Source organism: Geodermatophilus maliterrae (assembly GCF_041018925.1).
In the GTDB taxonomy this organism is placed as follows: domain Bacteria; phylum Actinomycetota; class Actinomycetes; order Mycobacteriales; family Geodermatophilaceae; genus Geodermatophilus; species Geodermatophilus maliterrae.
On sequence record NZ_JBFNXQ010000028.1, the window covers coordinates 17,964 to 32,135 of the forward strand.

Annotated in this window: 15 protein-coding genes and 1 tRNA gene; 8 read left to right on the forward strand and 8 right to left on the reverse strand. The window is 76.4% G+C overall.

Features of this window, described 5'->3' with window-relative positions:
- Positions 1-6: 6 nt before the first annotated feature.
- The gene (locus ABQ292_RS10825; RefSeq protein WP_369206110.1) at positions 7-900 is read right to left on the reverse strand and encodes a hypothetical protein; all 894 of its coding nucleotides are present in this window, start codon (positions 898-900) and stop codon (positions 7-9) included.
- 437 nt (positions 901-1,337) lie between these two features.
- On the opposite strand from ABQ292_RS10825, the gene ABQ292_RS10830 reads away from it, so the two are divergent.
- Positions 1,338-3,260, forward strand: a complete 1,923-nt coding sequence (locus tag ABQ292_RS10830; protein ID WP_369206112.1) for a putative bifunctional diguanylate cyclase/phosphodiesterase — start codon at positions 1,338-1,340, stop codon at positions 3,258-3,260.
- Between the two features lie 44 nt (positions 3,261-3,304).
- Complete coding sequence (locus tag ABQ292_RS10835; protein ID WP_369206114.1) at positions 3,305-4,225, forward strand: DUF6910 family protein; 921 nt, start codon at positions 3,305-3,307, stop codon at positions 4,223-4,225.
- A gap of 21 nt (positions 4,226-4,246) precedes the next feature.
- On the opposite strand, the gene ABQ292_RS10840 is transcribed toward ABQ292_RS10835, so the two are convergent.
- Positions 4,247-4,327, reverse strand: a tRNA-Leu gene (locus ABQ292_RS10840).
- A gap of 90 nt (positions 4,328-4,417) precedes the next feature.
- Between ABQ292_RS10840 and ABQ292_RS10845 the strand changes: the two genes are divergently transcribed.
- Complete coding sequence (locus ABQ292_RS10845) at positions 4,418-4,708, forward strand: DUF3618 domain-containing protein (protein WP_369206116.1); 291 nt, start codon at positions 4,418-4,420, stop codon at positions 4,706-4,708.
- A gap of 8 nt (positions 4,709-4,716) precedes the next feature.
- A complete protein-coding gene (locus ABQ292_RS10850) occupies positions 4,717-5,214 on the forward strand; it encodes a DUF427 domain-containing protein (protein WP_369206118.1) in 498 nt (165 codons plus the stop codon).
- Positions 5,215-5,217: 3 nt separating this feature from the next.
- Here the strand turns inward: ABQ292_RS10850 and ABQ292_RS10855 are convergent, their stop codons facing one another.
- Complete coding sequence (locus ABQ292_RS10855) at positions 5,218-5,835, reverse strand: TetR/AcrR family transcriptional regulator (RefSeq protein WP_369206120.1); 618 nt, start codon at positions 5,833-5,835, stop codon at positions 5,218-5,220.
- A 145-nt stretch (positions 5,836-5,980) separates the two neighbouring features.
- On the opposite strand from ABQ292_RS10855, the gene ABQ292_RS10860 reads away from it, so the two are divergent.
- The gene (locus tag ABQ292_RS10860) at positions 5,981-7,114 is read left to right on the forward strand and encodes an EAL domain-containing protein (RefSeq protein WP_369206122.1); all 1,134 of its coding nucleotides are present in this window, start codon (positions 5,981-5,983) and stop codon (positions 7,112-7,114) included.
- On the opposite strand, the gene ABQ292_RS10865 is transcribed toward ABQ292_RS10860, so the two are convergent.
- Entirely contained in the window at positions 7,092-7,673 is a 582-nt protein-coding gene (locus ABQ292_RS10865) for a histidine phosphatase family protein (RefSeq protein ID WP_369206124.1), read from the reverse strand. The genes ABQ292_RS10860 and ABQ292_RS10865 overlap by 23 nt on opposite strands.
- A 128-nt stretch (positions 7,674-7,801) precedes the next feature.
- Between ABQ292_RS10865 and ABQ292_RS10870 the strand changes: the two genes are divergently transcribed.
- Positions 7,802-8,656, forward strand: coding sequence for an aldo/keto reductase (locus tag ABQ292_RS10870; protein ID WP_369206126.1), 855 nt, complete (start codon positions 7,802-7,804; stop codon positions 8,654-8,656).
- 44 nt (positions 8,657-8,700) lie between these two features.
- Here the strand turns inward: ABQ292_RS10870 and ABQ292_RS10875 are convergent, their stop codons facing one another.
- Positions 8,701-9,216 (reverse strand): STAS domain-containing protein, encoded by a 516-nt coding sequence (locus ABQ292_RS10875; RefSeq protein ID WP_369206128.1) that lies wholly within the window; start codon positions 9,214-9,216, stop codon positions 8,701-8,703.
- 179 nt (positions 9,217-9,395) lie between these two features.
- On the opposite strand from ABQ292_RS10875, the gene ABQ292_RS10880 reads away from it, so the two are divergent.
- Entirely contained in the window at positions 9,396-10,550 is a 1,155-nt protein-coding gene (locus tag ABQ292_RS10880) for an acyl-CoA dehydrogenase family protein (protein ID WP_369206130.1), read from the forward strand.
- Positions 10,543-11,232 (forward strand): PaaI family thioesterase, encoded by a 690-nt coding sequence (locus ABQ292_RS10885; RefSeq protein ID WP_369206132.1) that lies wholly within the window; start codon positions 10,543-10,545, stop codon positions 11,230-11,232. Before ABQ292_RS10880 ends, ABQ292_RS10885 begins: the two co-directional genes overlap by 8 nt.
- Before the next feature lie 135 nt (positions 11,233-11,367).
- On the opposite strand, the gene ABQ292_RS10890 is transcribed toward ABQ292_RS10885, so the two are convergent.
- The 3 genes from ABQ292_RS10890 to ABQ292_RS10900 all read right to left on the reverse strand — a co-directional run bounded on the left by ABQ292_RS10890 (position 11,368) and on the right by ABQ292_RS10900 (position 14,154).
- Positions 11,368-12,540, reverse strand: a complete 1,173-nt coding sequence (locus ABQ292_RS10890; RefSeq protein WP_369206134.1) for an HNH endonuclease signature motif containing protein — start codon at positions 12,538-12,540, stop codon at positions 11,368-11,370.
- Positions 12,541-12,549: 9 nt separating this feature from the next.
- Positions 12,550-12,882: a hypothetical protein gene (locus tag ABQ292_RS10895; protein ID WP_369206136.1), complete on the reverse strand. Its 333-nt coding sequence runs from the start codon at positions 12,880-12,882 to the stop codon at positions 12,550-12,552.
- A 153-nt stretch (positions 12,883-13,035) separates the two neighbouring features.
- Complete coding sequence (locus tag ABQ292_RS10900; protein ID WP_369206138.1) at positions 13,036-14,154, reverse strand: NAD-dependent epimerase/dehydratase family protein; 1,119 nt, start codon at positions 14,152-14,154, stop codon at positions 13,036-13,038.
- Positions 14,155-14,172: the final 18 nt, after the last annotated feature.

Here is a 14,172-nt window from a genome sequence, read left to right on the forward strand (position 1 = left end):
GGCGGGTCAGGAGGTGGGCTCGGCCCCCGTCGCGCCGCCGGCCTGCGGCTCCTGCGTCGACTGCCCGGTCTGCTCGGAGGTGCCACCGCCGGTGTCGCCATCGGTGCCGGAGTCGGTGCCGGAGTCGCCCTCCGTCCCCGAGTCGGTGCCGGTGTCGGTGTCGGAGCTGGTGTCGGAGCTGCCGCCGTCGTCGTCCGTCGGCGAGGACTCCGAGGTGGAGGTCGCGGGCGTCGAGGAGTCGCTCTCCTCGGAGCCGGACTCCTCGGCGCCGCTCTCCGGAGCCGTGGACGCCGGGGCCTCGGTCGTCCCGTCGGCCGGCGACGTGGTGGCCGGGGAGGTCGGCGTGGTGTCCTGCGAGGACGACACGGTGGCGAGCTCGCCGAGGGTGGTCGACGAGGACGAGGTGTCGGACCCGACCAGCGCGGACACCGGCTTCTGCCCGATCAGCTCGATGCCGGTGACGACGGCCATCGCGAGGACGAAGACGGCGGCGGTGTAGGCGGCCACCCGCGGCCAGCGCACCCTTGCGAGCAGCGGTCGCGAGGCGGGCGCGGCGCGGCGCGGGTCCAGGTGGGCGGGCAGCACGCGGGTGGCGGTGTCGTCGCCGGCCGCGTCGGCGGTCGCGGAGGGCCTGCCGCCGATCTGGGTGCGCACCTTGCGCAGCCGCTCGGTGGTGCGGCTGAGCGAGGCGCTGTAGACGGCGGAGCCCGTGGTGCTCACCACGCTGACCAGGGCTGCGCCGATGACGGTGCCGGCCACGCCGAAGAAGGAGGCGAGGACCGCCGCGGAGACGGCGGCCAGGGCACCGGCCACCACCTGGGTGGCGCTGAGCTGGGTCCGCGGGGGCTTCTCGGCGGTCTCGTCGGGTCGGTCGCTGGTCTCGGTGCGTGGGGAGGTCATGGGCTCCGACGGGTCGGGTCCGGAGGACGCGTGGACGGGCGGGACCCGGCGCAGGCACGTCGTCGTGCGGCCGGGCAGGCCCCTCGAGACTACGACGGCCCCTGGCGTGCCGGGGGCGGTGCGTCCCGGGGTGCACCGGTCGACCTGCGGAGACACCCCCGCTGTGATCCTGCTCGCGGCCGGGACACGCGGCGCGGACCGCGCGACACGCCGGGCCCGGTCTCACCCCGTGGGAACAGCGCGCGGCCGCCGGCTCAAGCCGTGGCCGCCCTCCTCCGTTGCTGGGGACGCAGGCTCCGCACGGAGCACGACCGAACCGACGAGGGGCCATGGACACCGACGACCGCCGGCCGGGGGCCGCCACCTCAGTGCGACCCCGGTCCGAGGCCTCCTACAGGCGGCGCAGGGCCCTGCGGCTGCCCACCCACACTGCCGCCGTGGGGCTGGTCGCGGTCCTGCTCACGCTCACCGCCTTCTCGGTGGCCGCCACGGTGACCAACGCCCACGCGGCCGCACAGAGCCAGCAGAGCGCCCGGGTGTCGGAGGCCTCCATGGAGGCGGAGCGGTCGCTCGCGCTCCAGGAGGACCTGCTCGACCAGCTGGTGACCGAGCCGGACACCGAGCTGCGCGCGCAGTACGACACGGCCGGCGCCGCCACCCGCGCGGCGATCGAGGAGCTGGCCGGCGTCGACGGCACCAGGCACGACGCGCTCGTCGACGAGTGGCTGCGGCTGCACGAGAGATGCCGCTCGGCCGTGGAGGAGCTGCTCGTCGTCGCCGCCGAGGACCCCGAGCGCGCCGAGGAGGTCGAGGAGGCACGCGTCGACCCCTCCTTCGACGCCCTCGAGTCGCTGTTGCGCCATGAGGCCGAGGAGCACTTCGAGGAGGCCCGCGCGTCCCTGGCCTCGCTGGGCGACGTGCAGGACCTGCTGCTCGTCGCCACGCCGGTGGGGTTCGGCGTCGGGCTGGCCCTGGTCGCCTGGTTCACCGCGGTCCTCACGCACAGCCGTCGCGAGGTCGTCGCGCAGGCGGAGCGCAACCGCCAGCAGGCGCTGCACGACGCGCTGACCGGCCTGCCCAACCGCACGCTGCTGCGCCAGCGCGTGACGGAGGCACTGGCCGGCGCCGACGGGGCGGCGTTGACGCTCATCGACCTCGACCGCTTCAAGGACATCAACGACACGCTGGGCCACGCCCACGGCGACGTCGTCCTGCAGGCGGTGTCCACGCGGCTGCAGAGGGCGGTCCGTGCGACGGACACCGTGGCGCGGCTCGGCGGCGACGAGTTCGCCATCCTGCTCCCGTCCACCGCCGGCCCCGACGACGCACGGGAGCTCGCCACCCGGGCCCTGGCCGCGATGGAGGCGCCCATCGAGGTCGACGGCGCCTCCCTCGACGTCGACGCCAGCATCGGCATCGCGCTCTCCGGCGTCCACGGGGACGACGTCGAGTCGCTCCTGCGCGGCGCCGACATCGCCATGTACACGGCCAAGGACCGCGGCCTCGGGGTGTGCGTCTTCGACGCGGATCTCGACGACCACAGCGTGGAGCGGCTCGGCCTGCTCGGCCAGCTGCGGCGCGCGATCGACAACCGCGAGCTGGTCCTGCACTTCCAGCCCACGGTGTCACTCCCCGGCGGACGGCTGCGCGGCGTGGAGGCGCTGGTGCGCTGGCAGCACCCGGAGCGCGGGCTGCTCCCGCCCGGTGAGTTCATCCCGCTCGCCGAGCGCACGCCGCTGATCCGTCCGCTGACCCGGTACGTCATCGACGCGGCGCTGGAGCAGTGCGCCCGGTGGCGGGACGCCGGCCTCTCCCTGGGTGTCGCGGTCAACGTCTCGGTCCCGAACCTCGTCGACGAGCGCTTCGTCCACGAGGTGCGCGAGCTGCTCGGCCGCTGGCGGCTCCCGGCGTCCTCGCTGGAGCTGGAGGTCACCGAGGGCGCGATCATGGCCGACCCGGACCGGGCCCGGCGGGTGCTCGGCCGCCTCGCCGAGTGCGGCGTCACGCTCTCGATCGACGACTTCGGCGCCGGCTTCACCGCACCGGCCCACCTCAAGGACCTGCCGGTGCACCAGCTGAAGATCGACCGGTCCTTCGTCGCCCGGATGGCCGTCGACCCGCGCAGCGCGCTGATCGTGCGCTCGGTCGTGGAGCTCGGGCACAACCTCGGGCTGACCACGGTGGCCGAGGGCGTCGAGGACCAGCGGACCTGGGACCGGCTGGAGGAGCTGGGCTGTGACGTGGCCCAGGGCTGGCTGGTCCGCCGGGCGGTGCCGGCCGACGGGCTGGAGGCCTGGCTCGACGCGTCCGGCTCCGCGGCCGTGCCCGACCTGGCGGCGGCCGGCACCGCGACGGCGTAGGCGGCGGCCGCATGCGCCGCGGGCCGGGCGGGCACTGCGGACCCGTGCGCGTGGTGGTGGACGAGGTCAGGACGCTGTGGTTCGACGACGGGACGCCGGTGCGCGCCGCCTCCGGGATCGCGCCGCTGGGCGAGGGGTGGCTGGTCGCGCAGGACGACGCCACGTCCGCCGCCTGGCGCCGCGCCGGCTCGGTGACGCCGGTGCGCGTCCTGCCCCCGGTGGAGGGCCACGACACCTTCGCGGAGGCGGCGGGGACCAAGCACCTCAAGCCGGACCTGGAGGTGGCCTGCCCGGCCGAGGTGGACGGCGAGCCGGCCGTGCTGCTGCTCGGCTCCGGCTCCTCGCCGCGGCGGATGCGCGGGGTGCTGGTGCGGTTCGAGGACGGGCGGCCGGTCGCGCGGGCGGCGGACCTGGACCCGCTGTACGCGCGGGTCGTCACCGTCCTCGGCCTGCCGCCGGACCAGCTGAACCTGGAGGGCGGCAGCCGGTCCGGCGGCACGGTGCGCTGGTACCAGCGCGGCAACCTGGCGGCCGGCGTGGCCTCGGCCAGCGTGGAGGTCCCGCTGGCCGACCTGGTGGCCGCCGTCCTCGGCCGGACCGCTCCCGCGTCGGTCCCGGTGGCGCGGCCGCGCCGCTACGAGCTCGGCGAGGTCGACGGCGTGGGCCTGGCGGTCACCGACGCCGTGGCGCTGCCCGACGGGCGCGAGCTGCTCAGCGCGGCCGCGGAGGACACCCCCAACGCCGTCGACGACGGCCCGGTGGTGGCCACCGCGCTGGCGCTGGTCGACGGCGAGGACGTGCTGGCCGTCGCCCGGATCCCCGAGGTCGGCGGCCGGGTGCACAAGGTGGAGGGCCTGGCGCTGCGCGACGTCCGCGGCGGGGAGGCGCACCTGCTGGCCGTCGTGGACGCCGACGACGCGGGGGCGCCGTCTGTGGAGCTGGAGCTGCGCGCCGTCCTGGACTGACGGCCCGGCCGGCCGCTCGAGTGCGGGAGGCGGGAGTCGAACCCGCACGCCCGAGGGCACCAGATCCTAAGTCTGGCGTGGCTGCCGTTACACCACTCCCGCGTGGCCGGGAGTCTAGGTCGCTTCGCCCGGCCGGGTGCCCCGTCCCGCCGGGAACGGGCCGGTCGGCGCCGCGTCTGGCAGGCTGTCGCCGTGCCTCGCGACCCTCGAGAGATCCAGCTGGAGATCGACGCCGCCCGGGAGTCGCTGGCGGCGACCCTGGACCACCTGGCCCACCGGGGCAGCCCCACGCGGCTCAAGGCCCAGGGGCAGGCCGCCGCCCAGCGCTTCCTGGTGTCCCCGGCCGGCAAGGCGACGATGGGCGGCCTCGGCCTGCTCGTGACCCTGGTCGCCGTCCGGAAGGTCCGGCAGCGCAGGGCCCCGAAGCGCAGGGTCGCCACCCGCAGGGTCCAGCCCCGCCGGGTCCAGTCCCGCAGGCGCTGACCGCCGCCATGGGCACCCCGCGCCGCGACACGGCCGGCCCCGGTCAGGAGTCGGTCTGGGACTACCCCCGCCCGCCGTCGGCCGAGGTCACGCCCCGCCGCGTCGTCGTCGAGCTCGGTGGCCGCGTGGTCGCGCGGACGTCACGGGCGGTGCGGGTCTGCGAGACCAGCCACCCGCCGGTCTACTACGTGCCCCGCGAGGACGTCGTCCCCGGCGTGCTCGAGCGGGCGGCCGGGTCGTCGTGGTGCGAGTGGAAGGGGGCGGCGACCTACTGGGACGCCGTCGTCGACGGCCGCCGGCACCCGGCCGTCGGCTGGTCCTACGAGCAGCCCACCGCCGGGTACGAGCACCTGCGCGGCGCGGTGGCGTTCTACCCCAGTCGGGTCGACCGCGCGCTGGTCGACGGCGAGCAGGTGCGCGCGCAGGCCGGTGACTTCTACGGCGGCTGGATCACCGCCGACGTCGTCGGTCCCTTCAAGGGGGAGCCGGGCACGCGGGGCTGGTGACGCTCAGCGCCTGCCTTGCACCAGCGGGAGCACGACCGTCTCGAGCACCGCGTCGGCGTAGGCGGCGTCCACCGGCTCGCGGGTGACCAGCCACCGCTGCACGAACAGCGCGGTGCTCGCCTCGGCCGGGATCGACCCCGGCAGCCCCGGACCCACCTCGCCGCGGGCCTGCGCCCGGGCCCAGGTCTCGTCGTAGGCCCGCCGCCACACCGCCAGGGGCCCCTCCCGGAACGCCTCGGCCAGCGCCGGCTCGTGCTGCATGGCCGCCAGCAGCGAGCGGGTGGCCGCGCCGACCGGGCTGGCCATCATCTCGACCATCCGGTGCACCAGCGAGCGCAGGTCGCCCTCCAGCGACCCGGTGTCGGCGGCGACCGTCCACGCCCGGTTGACCTCGGAGACGGTGTCGACGACGAGGTCCTGCTTGGTGCGCCAGCGACGGTAGATCGTCGCCTTGCCCACGCCGGCCTCCGCGGCCACGGCGTCCATCGTCAGCGCGCCGTAGCCGACCTCCCCGAGCAGCCGCAGGATGGCCGCGCGGATGACGTCGTCGCGGCTCGGATCACGCGGACGACCTCCCCGGCCGGCGCGGGGCGGCTGGTCGGCGAGCACAGCGGAGGTCATGCGCGCACCCTAGGGCCTCCGGGGGCCGTCGGAGGCGGTCCGCGTCGCGCGGAGGAGTACCGGTCCGTCCCGTTCCGGCCGGGCCGCCGGCACCGCGCCGCGCGCCTGCCCGCGCGGGCCGGCGGGGTCGGCCATCCTGCTGGGCGTGGGCAGTCCGATCGGCGCAGCGCGGCGGCGCGAGGAGTGGCACCTCCCGGACGTCGCCACCCGGGTCCTGCTGGCGACCGAGCAGGAGCACGTGCTGCCGGCCGTGGCGGCCACCGCCCGCTCGGTCGGGCTGTCGGTGTTCGCCGCCCCGGGCCTGCTCGACCTGCTCGACGAGCGCGACGGCCTGGGCGTGGAGCGGTTGTTCGACCGGCTCTCCCGCGAGCTGACCGGCGCCGAGGCCGAGGCGGTGCGGGTGGCCACCGACCCCGCCGGCGAGTACACCGCGCTGGCCACCGGACTCCTCACCGCCCCGACGCTGGCCGCCGAGCTGGCCCGCCGGGGGATCACCGCCGAGGTGGGCGTCCTGGCCGAGGCGGAGCTGTGGTCGGCCTACCAGCCGATCGTCGAGCTGGCCGGCCGCGCCGTCGTCGCGCACGAGGCGCTGCTGCGCGGCGACTCCGGCGGCCGCACCATCGACGGCGGCGACCTCTTCTTCGTCGCCGACTCCGCCGGCTGGCTGCCCCGGCTGGACCGGGTGGGCCGCGAGTGCGCCATCGCCGGGGCCGCCGGCTGGATCGGCGACGCCGACCTGTTCGTCAACACCCACCCCACCTCCGTGCTGCGCCCCGACGCCGACCTGGCCAGCACCGCCGAGGCGCTGGAGCTGGCCGGGCTGCGGCCGCGCCGGCTGGTGCTCGAGGTGGGGGAGCGGGCGGCCGTCACCGACCGCGGGCACCTGCTGGCGGTGCTCGAGTCCTACCGCGCCCACGGCTGGCGGGTGGCCCTCGACGAGGTGGCCGCCGGGTGGTCGAGCCGCTCGCTGCTCGACGTCGTCCGGCCCGACGTGGTCAAGCTCGGGCGGGCGCTGGTGTCGGCGCTGCCCGACGACGGCGCCCGTGCGGTGGTGCGCACGGTGGCCGGGCACGCACACCGCCTCGGTGCGGTGGTCGTGGCCGAGGGCGTGGAGACCGAGCAGACCGCCGAGGAGGTGGCCGGGCTCGGCGCCGACCTCGCCCAGGGCTGGCTGTTCGGCCGGCCGGCGGCCCCGCCGGCCGGCGACTCGCCCGCCGCCACCGCCGAGCCCGACGCCGAGCCCGACGCCGAGGAGCTCAGTCCAGCCCCCACCCGGTGAGCACCGGGCGCGCGTGCTCGTGCCCGAGCACGCCGTAGGCGCCGGCCGGCAGGGCGAACAGCGCCCCGGCGTCCGGGCCGAGCCCCAGCCAGCGGGCGGTGAGCACCCGCAGCACGTGCCCGTGGGCGACGAGCGCGACGTCGCCGTCGTCCAGGCGTGCCCGGGCCCGCTCCAGGACCCGGTCCACCCGCCGGCCGACGTCGGCCACCGACTCGCCGGGGGACTCCCCGGGGACGACGGGGTCGCGCCACACCGACCACTGCCGGCCGAGCTCCTCGCTGATCTCGGCGGTGGTGCGGCCCTCGTAGCCGCCGTAGTCGAACTCGACGAGGTCCTCGTCGACGCCGGTGGCGGTGAGCCCGGCCAGCTCCGCGGTGCGCCGCGCCCGCCGGCGGGGACTGACCCACACCTCCGCGAAGGAGCGCAGCGCCAGCGTCGGGGCCAGCTCGCGGGCCCGCTGCTCGCCCTCGGGGAGCAGCGGCACGTCGGTCACGCTCGTGTGCTGGCCGCTGCGGCTCCACTCGGTCTGCCCGTGCCGCAGCACCACGATCTCGCCCACCGCAGCCTCCCGTCGTCCGTGTCGCCGGTCACATCCCGTGATGTGGGGAAGCATCCCCCAGGACGCCGTGCTGGCCCCGACGAGACCCCGGGGCAGCCGGCCCCGGGCCCGCGCACCCGGGAGGGTCCATGACCACGGCCGCACAGACCGACACCTTCGCCATCGGCGGGGACCTGCCCGTCCACCGTCTCGGCTACGGCGCCATGCAGCTGCCCGGCCCCGGCGTCTGGGGCGAGCCCGCCGACCGCGACGCCGCGCTGCGCGTGGTCCGCGCCGCCGTCGAGCAGGGCGTCGACCTCATCGACACCGCCGACTCCTACGGGCCGTTCGTCAGCGAGCAGGTCATCGCCGAGGCACTGCACCCGTACCCGGAGGACCTGGTCATCGCGACCAAGGCCGGCCTGAGCCGTCAGGGCCCGGGCATCTGGACGCCGGTCGGCCGACCCGCCTACCTCAAGCAGCAGGTCGAGCTCTCGCTGCGGCACCTGCGCGTGGAGCGGATCGACCTCATCCAGCTGCACCGCATCGACGCCGACGTCCCGCTCGCCGACCAGCTCGGCGCCTTCAAGGGGCTGCAGGACGAGGGCAAGGTCCGCCACATCGGCGTCTCCGAGGTCTCGGTCGAGGAGTTGCAGGCCGCGCGCGAGATCGTCGACGTCGTCAGCGTGCAGAACCTCTACAACCTGACCAACCGGCAGTCGCAGGACGTCCTCGACTACGCGACCGAGCACGGCATCGCGTTCATCCCGTGGTTCCCGATCGCCACCGGTGACCTGGCCGCGCCGCACAGCCCGGTCGCCGACGTCGCCCGCGAGCTCGACGCGACGCCGGCGCAGGTCGCGCTGGCCTGGCTGCTGCAGAAGTCGCCGGTGGTCCTGCCCATCCCCGGTACCAAGTCGGTCGACCACCTGACCGAGAACATGGGTGCGGCCCGGCTGACCCTCTCCGACGAGGACATGAGCCGCCTCGACGCCCTCGCCTGACACCGGGACCTGACTCCGAGCGGTCCGCCGCGGCAGGAGGGGCCTCAGCGCCAGCGGTCCCGCGGGACCGTGCCCCCGGAACAGGCCGCGCCGTGCGCTCCGGACAGGTCGTCGGGGACCGGCCGGGGACGTGCGGGCGGGATCTCGTCCCACGGGGCCGTCACGCGTGCCGTCGCCACGGCCGGCGTGGCCGCCGGCGGCTCGCCGACCGGGCGCGGCCGGGGTCGCACGGGGTACTGGCCGGTGAGCGGCCCGTCGAGCTCGAGGTGCTCGGCCAGGCCCTCCTCGGACACCAGTCGCCGGGTCACGGCCGGGGCCCCGACCAGCCGGCAGCACCGGCCGGCCGCCGCCATCGCGTCGCTGAACCCGGCCAGGGCCTGCAGCGCGGTGCCGTCCTGGAAGCGGGCGCCGGCCACGTCGACGACGACGCTGGTCGTCCCGTGCCCGGCCGCCCGGGTCAGCGCCGGGACGAGCCGGGTCAGCGTGGGGCGGCCGGCGTCCCCGGTGAGGCGGACGACCACCTGGTCGGGGGCGGGCACGACGGCGACGTGGAGGTGCACGGGGACTCCGTGGTGTCTGCGGCATCGCGGGTTCGGACGCCGGGACCGACGCTAGTGCCGATCCGGGCTCTCAGCAACGGGGAGTGTTCGGTCGGTAGCGGAAAGCTCCCGTCGAGCGGTGGACGGGACCTGCGTCACCCGCGTCGTCGCCACGGTGCGACAGGCGTCACCATGGGGGCGTGGACGCCGAGGACTTCACGCAGATCCGGAACGCGGTGCGCCGGCTGGTCCGGGAGGTGGTGGTCCCGCGCGAGGAGGAGATCGACCTCGACGACCGCATCCCCGAGGAGCTGCGCGGCGCCGCCGCCGAGATGGGCCTGTTCGGCTACGCCCTCCCCGAGGAGTACGGCGGCCTGGGCGTGGACATGCGCGAGGACGTCGAGCTCGCCTTCGAGTTCGGCTACACCACGCCGGCCTTCCGCTCGCTGTTCGGCACGAACAACGGCATCGCCGGGCAGGTGATCGCCCGCTTCGGCAGCGAGGAGCAGAAGAAGACGTACCTGCCCCGGCTGGCCGCCGGCGAGCTGATCGGCTCCTTCGCCCTCACCGAGGCCGAGGCCGGGTCCGACCCCGCCGGCCTGCGGACCAGTGCCCGCCGCGACGGCGAGGGCTGGGTGCTCAACGGCGCGAAGCGCTACATCACCAACGCCCCGCTGGCCGACCTGTTCGTCGTCTTCGCCCGCACCGACCCGGAGGAGAAGGGCGGCCGCGGCATCTCCAGCTTCGTCGTCGACGCGAAGGCGCCCGGCGTCTCGCTGGGGGCCAAGGACGTGAAGATGGGGCAGTCCGGCGCCTGGACGTCGGAGGTCTTCTTCGACGACGTGCACGTGCCCGCCGACGCACTGGTCGGCGAGGAGGGCCGCGGCTACGCGAAGGCGCTCACCGTGCTCTCCCGCGGCCGGCTGCACATCGCCGCCCTGTGCGTCGGGATGGCGCAGCGGGTGCTCGACGAGTCGATCGCCTACGCCGCCACCGCCAAGCAGGGCGGTGCCCCGATCGGGCGCTTCCAGCTCGTGCAGGCGCTGATCGCCGACGTGCACGCCGAGCTGCTCGCCGGCCGGGCGATGGTCCGCGAGGTCGCCGCCCGGTACGACAGCGGCGAGGACACCTCGATCGGCCCGTCGTCGGCGAAGCTCTGGTGCAGTGAGATGGTCGGCCGCGCCACCGACCGGGCGGTGCAGGTGCACGGCGGCCTGGGCTACCTGCGCAGCACGCCGGTCGAGCGCTTCTACCGCGACGCCCGGCTCTACCGGCTCTACGAGGGCACCAGTGAGGTGCAGCGGGTCATCGTCGGCAGCGGCCTGCTGCGCGCGGCCGGTATGCCGCGTGGCTGAAGGCGCCGCCCTGGGGCCGGGGGAGCGGGCCGCGCGCCGGGAGGCCGTCGGGGACCTGGGCGGCGCGCTGCGCGAGCTGGCCGACGCCGCGGTCCGCACGGAGGTGCCCGAGGACGAGCTCGCGGGCGTCGCCGCCGTGGCCCGCGAGCTCGCCGCCCGGCTGCGGGCCCGCGGCCGGGGGCTGCACGAGGTCGCCCGCGTCGACGACCCCGAGACCGGTGAGCGCTGGTACAGCCCCGTCTACGGTCCGGGAAGCCCCGTGGCGCCGTCGCTGGTGGCCGCCGACACCCCCGACGGGCGGGCGACCGGCCGGGTCACCGTCGGCAAGCCGCACGAGGGCCCGCCGGGACTGGTGCACGGCGGGGTGGTGGCCACCCTGCTCGACCACGTCCTGGCCCGCGCCGTCCGGGCCGCCGGCCGTGGCGGGCTCACCGCCACGCTGACCGTCCGCTACCGCCGGCCGGTGCAGCTGGGCGTGCCGCTGCTGCTGTCGGCCGAGGTGGGCGAGACGCACGGCCGCCGCACCACCGCGACGGCGCGGCTGGTCGCCGAGGACGTGCCCGAGGTCGTGCTGGCCGAGGCCGAGGGGCTGTTCGTCTCCCTGCGCCCCGAGCGGGCGGCCAGCGTGTTCGCGCACATGGACCGGCCGGTCGGCGCCTGGACGTCGTCGTCGGACGGCTGACCGGCCCACGCAGGCGGCCGGGAGCGGGAGCCGAGCCGGCCGCTGACGTGTCGCGCGCATGCCTGCGCGACCGTCCGCCGGGCTGGCGGGCGGTCGTGCGAGCGGGATCGGGATGGTCCGGGCAGGGCTGGTGGGTCAGGCGGCGGGTCGGAGTCCGGCGCCGGTGCGGATCTCGGTGCCGTCGGGTCGCCAGGTGCGCCATCGCCCGTCGGGTTGTCGCTCGACGCGGGAGCCGTGGTGGACCTTGGTGTGGTGCCGCTCGCACAGCAGCGCCGAGTTGGCCAGCGACGTCTCACCGCCGTCGAGCCAGTGGATCAAATGGTGCACGTCGCACCAGTGCGTGGGGGCGTCGCAGCCGGTGAACACGCAGCCGCCGTCGCGCAGCTCCACCGCGCGGCGCAGGTACCGGTCGGCCAGGCGCTGTTCGCGGCCGAGGTCGAGCGGGGCGCCGTCGGGGCCCATCACGACCCGGGAGACGGTGGCGTCGCAGGCCAGCCAGCGGGCCCGGGCCGCGGAGACGGTCGCGCCGAACCCCATCCGCCCGGCCCCCGTCGCGGTGGCCGGGTCGGCCAGGTCGCCGAGGTCGATCACCACGGCCACGTGCGGCTTGTGCCCGCGCAGGGTGGGCAGGCTCCCGGCGGCCAGGGCGGTGTCGGGACACTGCACGAAGGCGTCCCCGAGCCGCTGGGCGCGGGTGCGCTCGTCGCCGGCGGGCCGGTCGGCCTGCACGATGCTCTCCAGTGCGGTCTGCACCTTCTCCCCGCCGACGGCGTCGAGGTGGAAGCGGCCGCCGAGTGACCCGTCGGCGTGCTTGGCCAGCACCAGCGAGCGGCCCTCGGTGGGGTCGGGTTCGGGGCCGTCGGGGTCGAGGTCGGCCAGGTAGTGCCGCACGACCGCCCCCAGGTCGGCGTGCTCGCCCTCGACCGCCACGCCGGTGAACACCGCGTCGATCACGGCCAGGTCCACGCCCTGCGCGGCGGCCGCGGCCAGCCGCTGCGGCGTCACCGCCCGCGCCACCACGGCCACCTGGTCGGCCGACACCAGGCCGGCGTCGTGCGCCTCGGCCAGCGCGGGCAGGTGCTCCAGCACCCGCCCGGCGGTCACCAGCCGGCCGGCCGCGGCCGCCGGGAGCCGGCAGTGCCCGCGCAGGCACGAGGGCATGGACTTCAGCCCGTCGCGCTCGGGCGCCTGGGACAGCTCCGCGGCCCGCACCCGCCGGGCCAGCAGGGCATCGACCCGGTTGCGCTCGGCGACCAGCGCGGCGACGTCGTCGAGGCCGTCACTACCGACCGGACCACCCGAACACATGTACGGATGCTAGCCGATCGGGTCGGGCTGCTCAACCCGAAGGCGCAGGTCAGCGGCTCGCCGGATGCCAATAGTGCGACAAGGGCACCACTCAGGTGAGGGCTTGAACATGTCGGGCGCGGGTTGGCGAGACCGGCGGAACGGCTGCACCGAGGCGACCGGTACCGCGCCGGCCGGGACGGCGTCCCGCACGGCCGTGGCAGAGGTCACCCGCGGGTGGTCGCGCAGGCCGAGGCGGACGCCCAGGGGGTGGCGTGCGCCGCCGGTCCCGTCGACGACGAGCGTGGGCAGCCGGTCGTCGTCCCGGTCCGGGTCGAGGACGGCGTGCCGAGCGAAGGCCACAACCGCCTCCAGCCCAGCTCGCCGCAGCGGCACCCGACGCCTCTTACCGTCCACGGGCACGAGGCGGCCCGGTGGTGGCTACGGCGGTCACCCGGTCCCGTGCAGGGGTCCACCGCGAGTCTGTGAGCGGTGGGGGGCGCGGGGGTCCTTTCCTCAGTCCGGGCGGCGGTTCGGCACGTTGGTCGGGTCGCCGCCCGGGTCGTGCTCCTGGCCGCCGGTCGCGGACAGCAGCGGCCCGGGCGCGCCGTCGCCCCGGCCGAGGGCGGCGACGAACTGGCGCAGGACGTCGTCGCCGCGGTGGGCCGGGTGCCAGTCGAGCTGGGTGCGGGCGCGGGCGGTCTCGAGCACCGGCGACTGCAGGCCCAGGTCGAGCCAGCCCGGCTCGGTGGGCACCAGGTGGGCGTGGAAGGCCGCCGACAGGCCGGTCCGCAGCGCCACCGCCGGCACCGGGATCCGCGTCGTACCCAGCGCGCGGGCGATGCCGTTGGCGTCGAGCGCCGGGTCGGCGGAGAGGTTGAACGGGCCGGGTGCGCGGCGGTCGAGCATCCGGGTGATCGCGTCGGCGACGTCGTCGGCGTGCACGAAGCCCACCTGGAGCGAGGGCAGCGGCAGGGGCAGCAGGGAGGCGACCTGCCCCGGCACGAGGCGGACGGCGCCGAACAGCAGCGGCCCGAGGAAGTAGCGGCCGATCTCGCTGGCGGCCTCGGGCTGGAGCACCAGCGTCGGCCGGACGACGGTCAGCGTGACGTCCTGCTTGCGCCCCACGACCTCGCGGACGACCCGCTCGGCCTCCGACTTCTGCCGGCTGTACTGCGAGGACGGGATGCCGGTGGTGGGCCAGTCCTCCGTGACCGGCCGTGCGCCGCCGCCAGGGGCGTAGGCGCCCAGCGAGGACATGTGCACCACGTGCTGCACGCCCGCGGCGACCGCGGCCCGCACGACGCGGCGGGTGCCGTCGACGTTGGCCCTGCGCAGCACGTCGGGCTCGCGCCCCGGCTGCAGCGCCCAGGCCAGGTGCACCACGGCGTCGACGCCCTCGAGCAGGTTGGTCAGCGCCTGCTCGCTGGCGGTCTCACCGAGGTCGGCGTGGTACCAGGTCACCGTGTCGTAGGGGGCGGTGTCCGGCGGCTGCCGCCGGGCCAGCCCACGGACCTCGGCCACGCCACTGCCCGGGGCGGTCAGTCGCCGCAGCAGGGCGGTGCCGACGTTGCCGCTGGCGCCGGTGACGGCGACCTTGAGGCCCTTCAGGTGGTCGCGGGGGAGATCAGCCATGTCCCCGCGCTACCCGCA

Excerpts from the sequence above, each read along its gene's own strand:
- ABQ292_RS10825 (WP_369206110.1), bottom strand. The coding sequence starts at position 900 with ATGACCTCCCCACGCACCGAGACCAGCGACCGACCCGACGAGACCGCC.
- ABQ292_RS10850 (WP_369206118.1), top strand. The coding sequence starts at position 4,717 with ATGGGCACCCCGCGCCGCGACACGGCCGGCCCCGGTCAGGAGTCGGTC.
- ABQ292_RS10855 (WP_369206120.1), bottom strand. The coding sequence starts at position 5,835 with ATGACCTCCGCTGTGCTCGCCGACCAGCCGCCCCGCGCCGGCCGGGGA.
- ABQ292_RS10870 (WP_369206126.1), top strand. The coding sequence starts at position 7,802 with ATGACCACGGCCGCACAGACCGACACCTTCGCCATCGGCGGGGACCTG.
- ABQ292_RS10890 (WP_369206134.1), bottom strand. The coding sequence starts at position 12,540 with ATGTGTTCGGGTGGTCCGGTCGGTAGTGACGGCCTCGACGACGTCGCC.
- ABQ292_RS10900 (WP_369206138.1), bottom strand. The coding sequence starts at position 14,154 with ATGGCTGATCTCCCCCGCGACCACCTGAAGGGCCTCAAGGTCGCCGTC.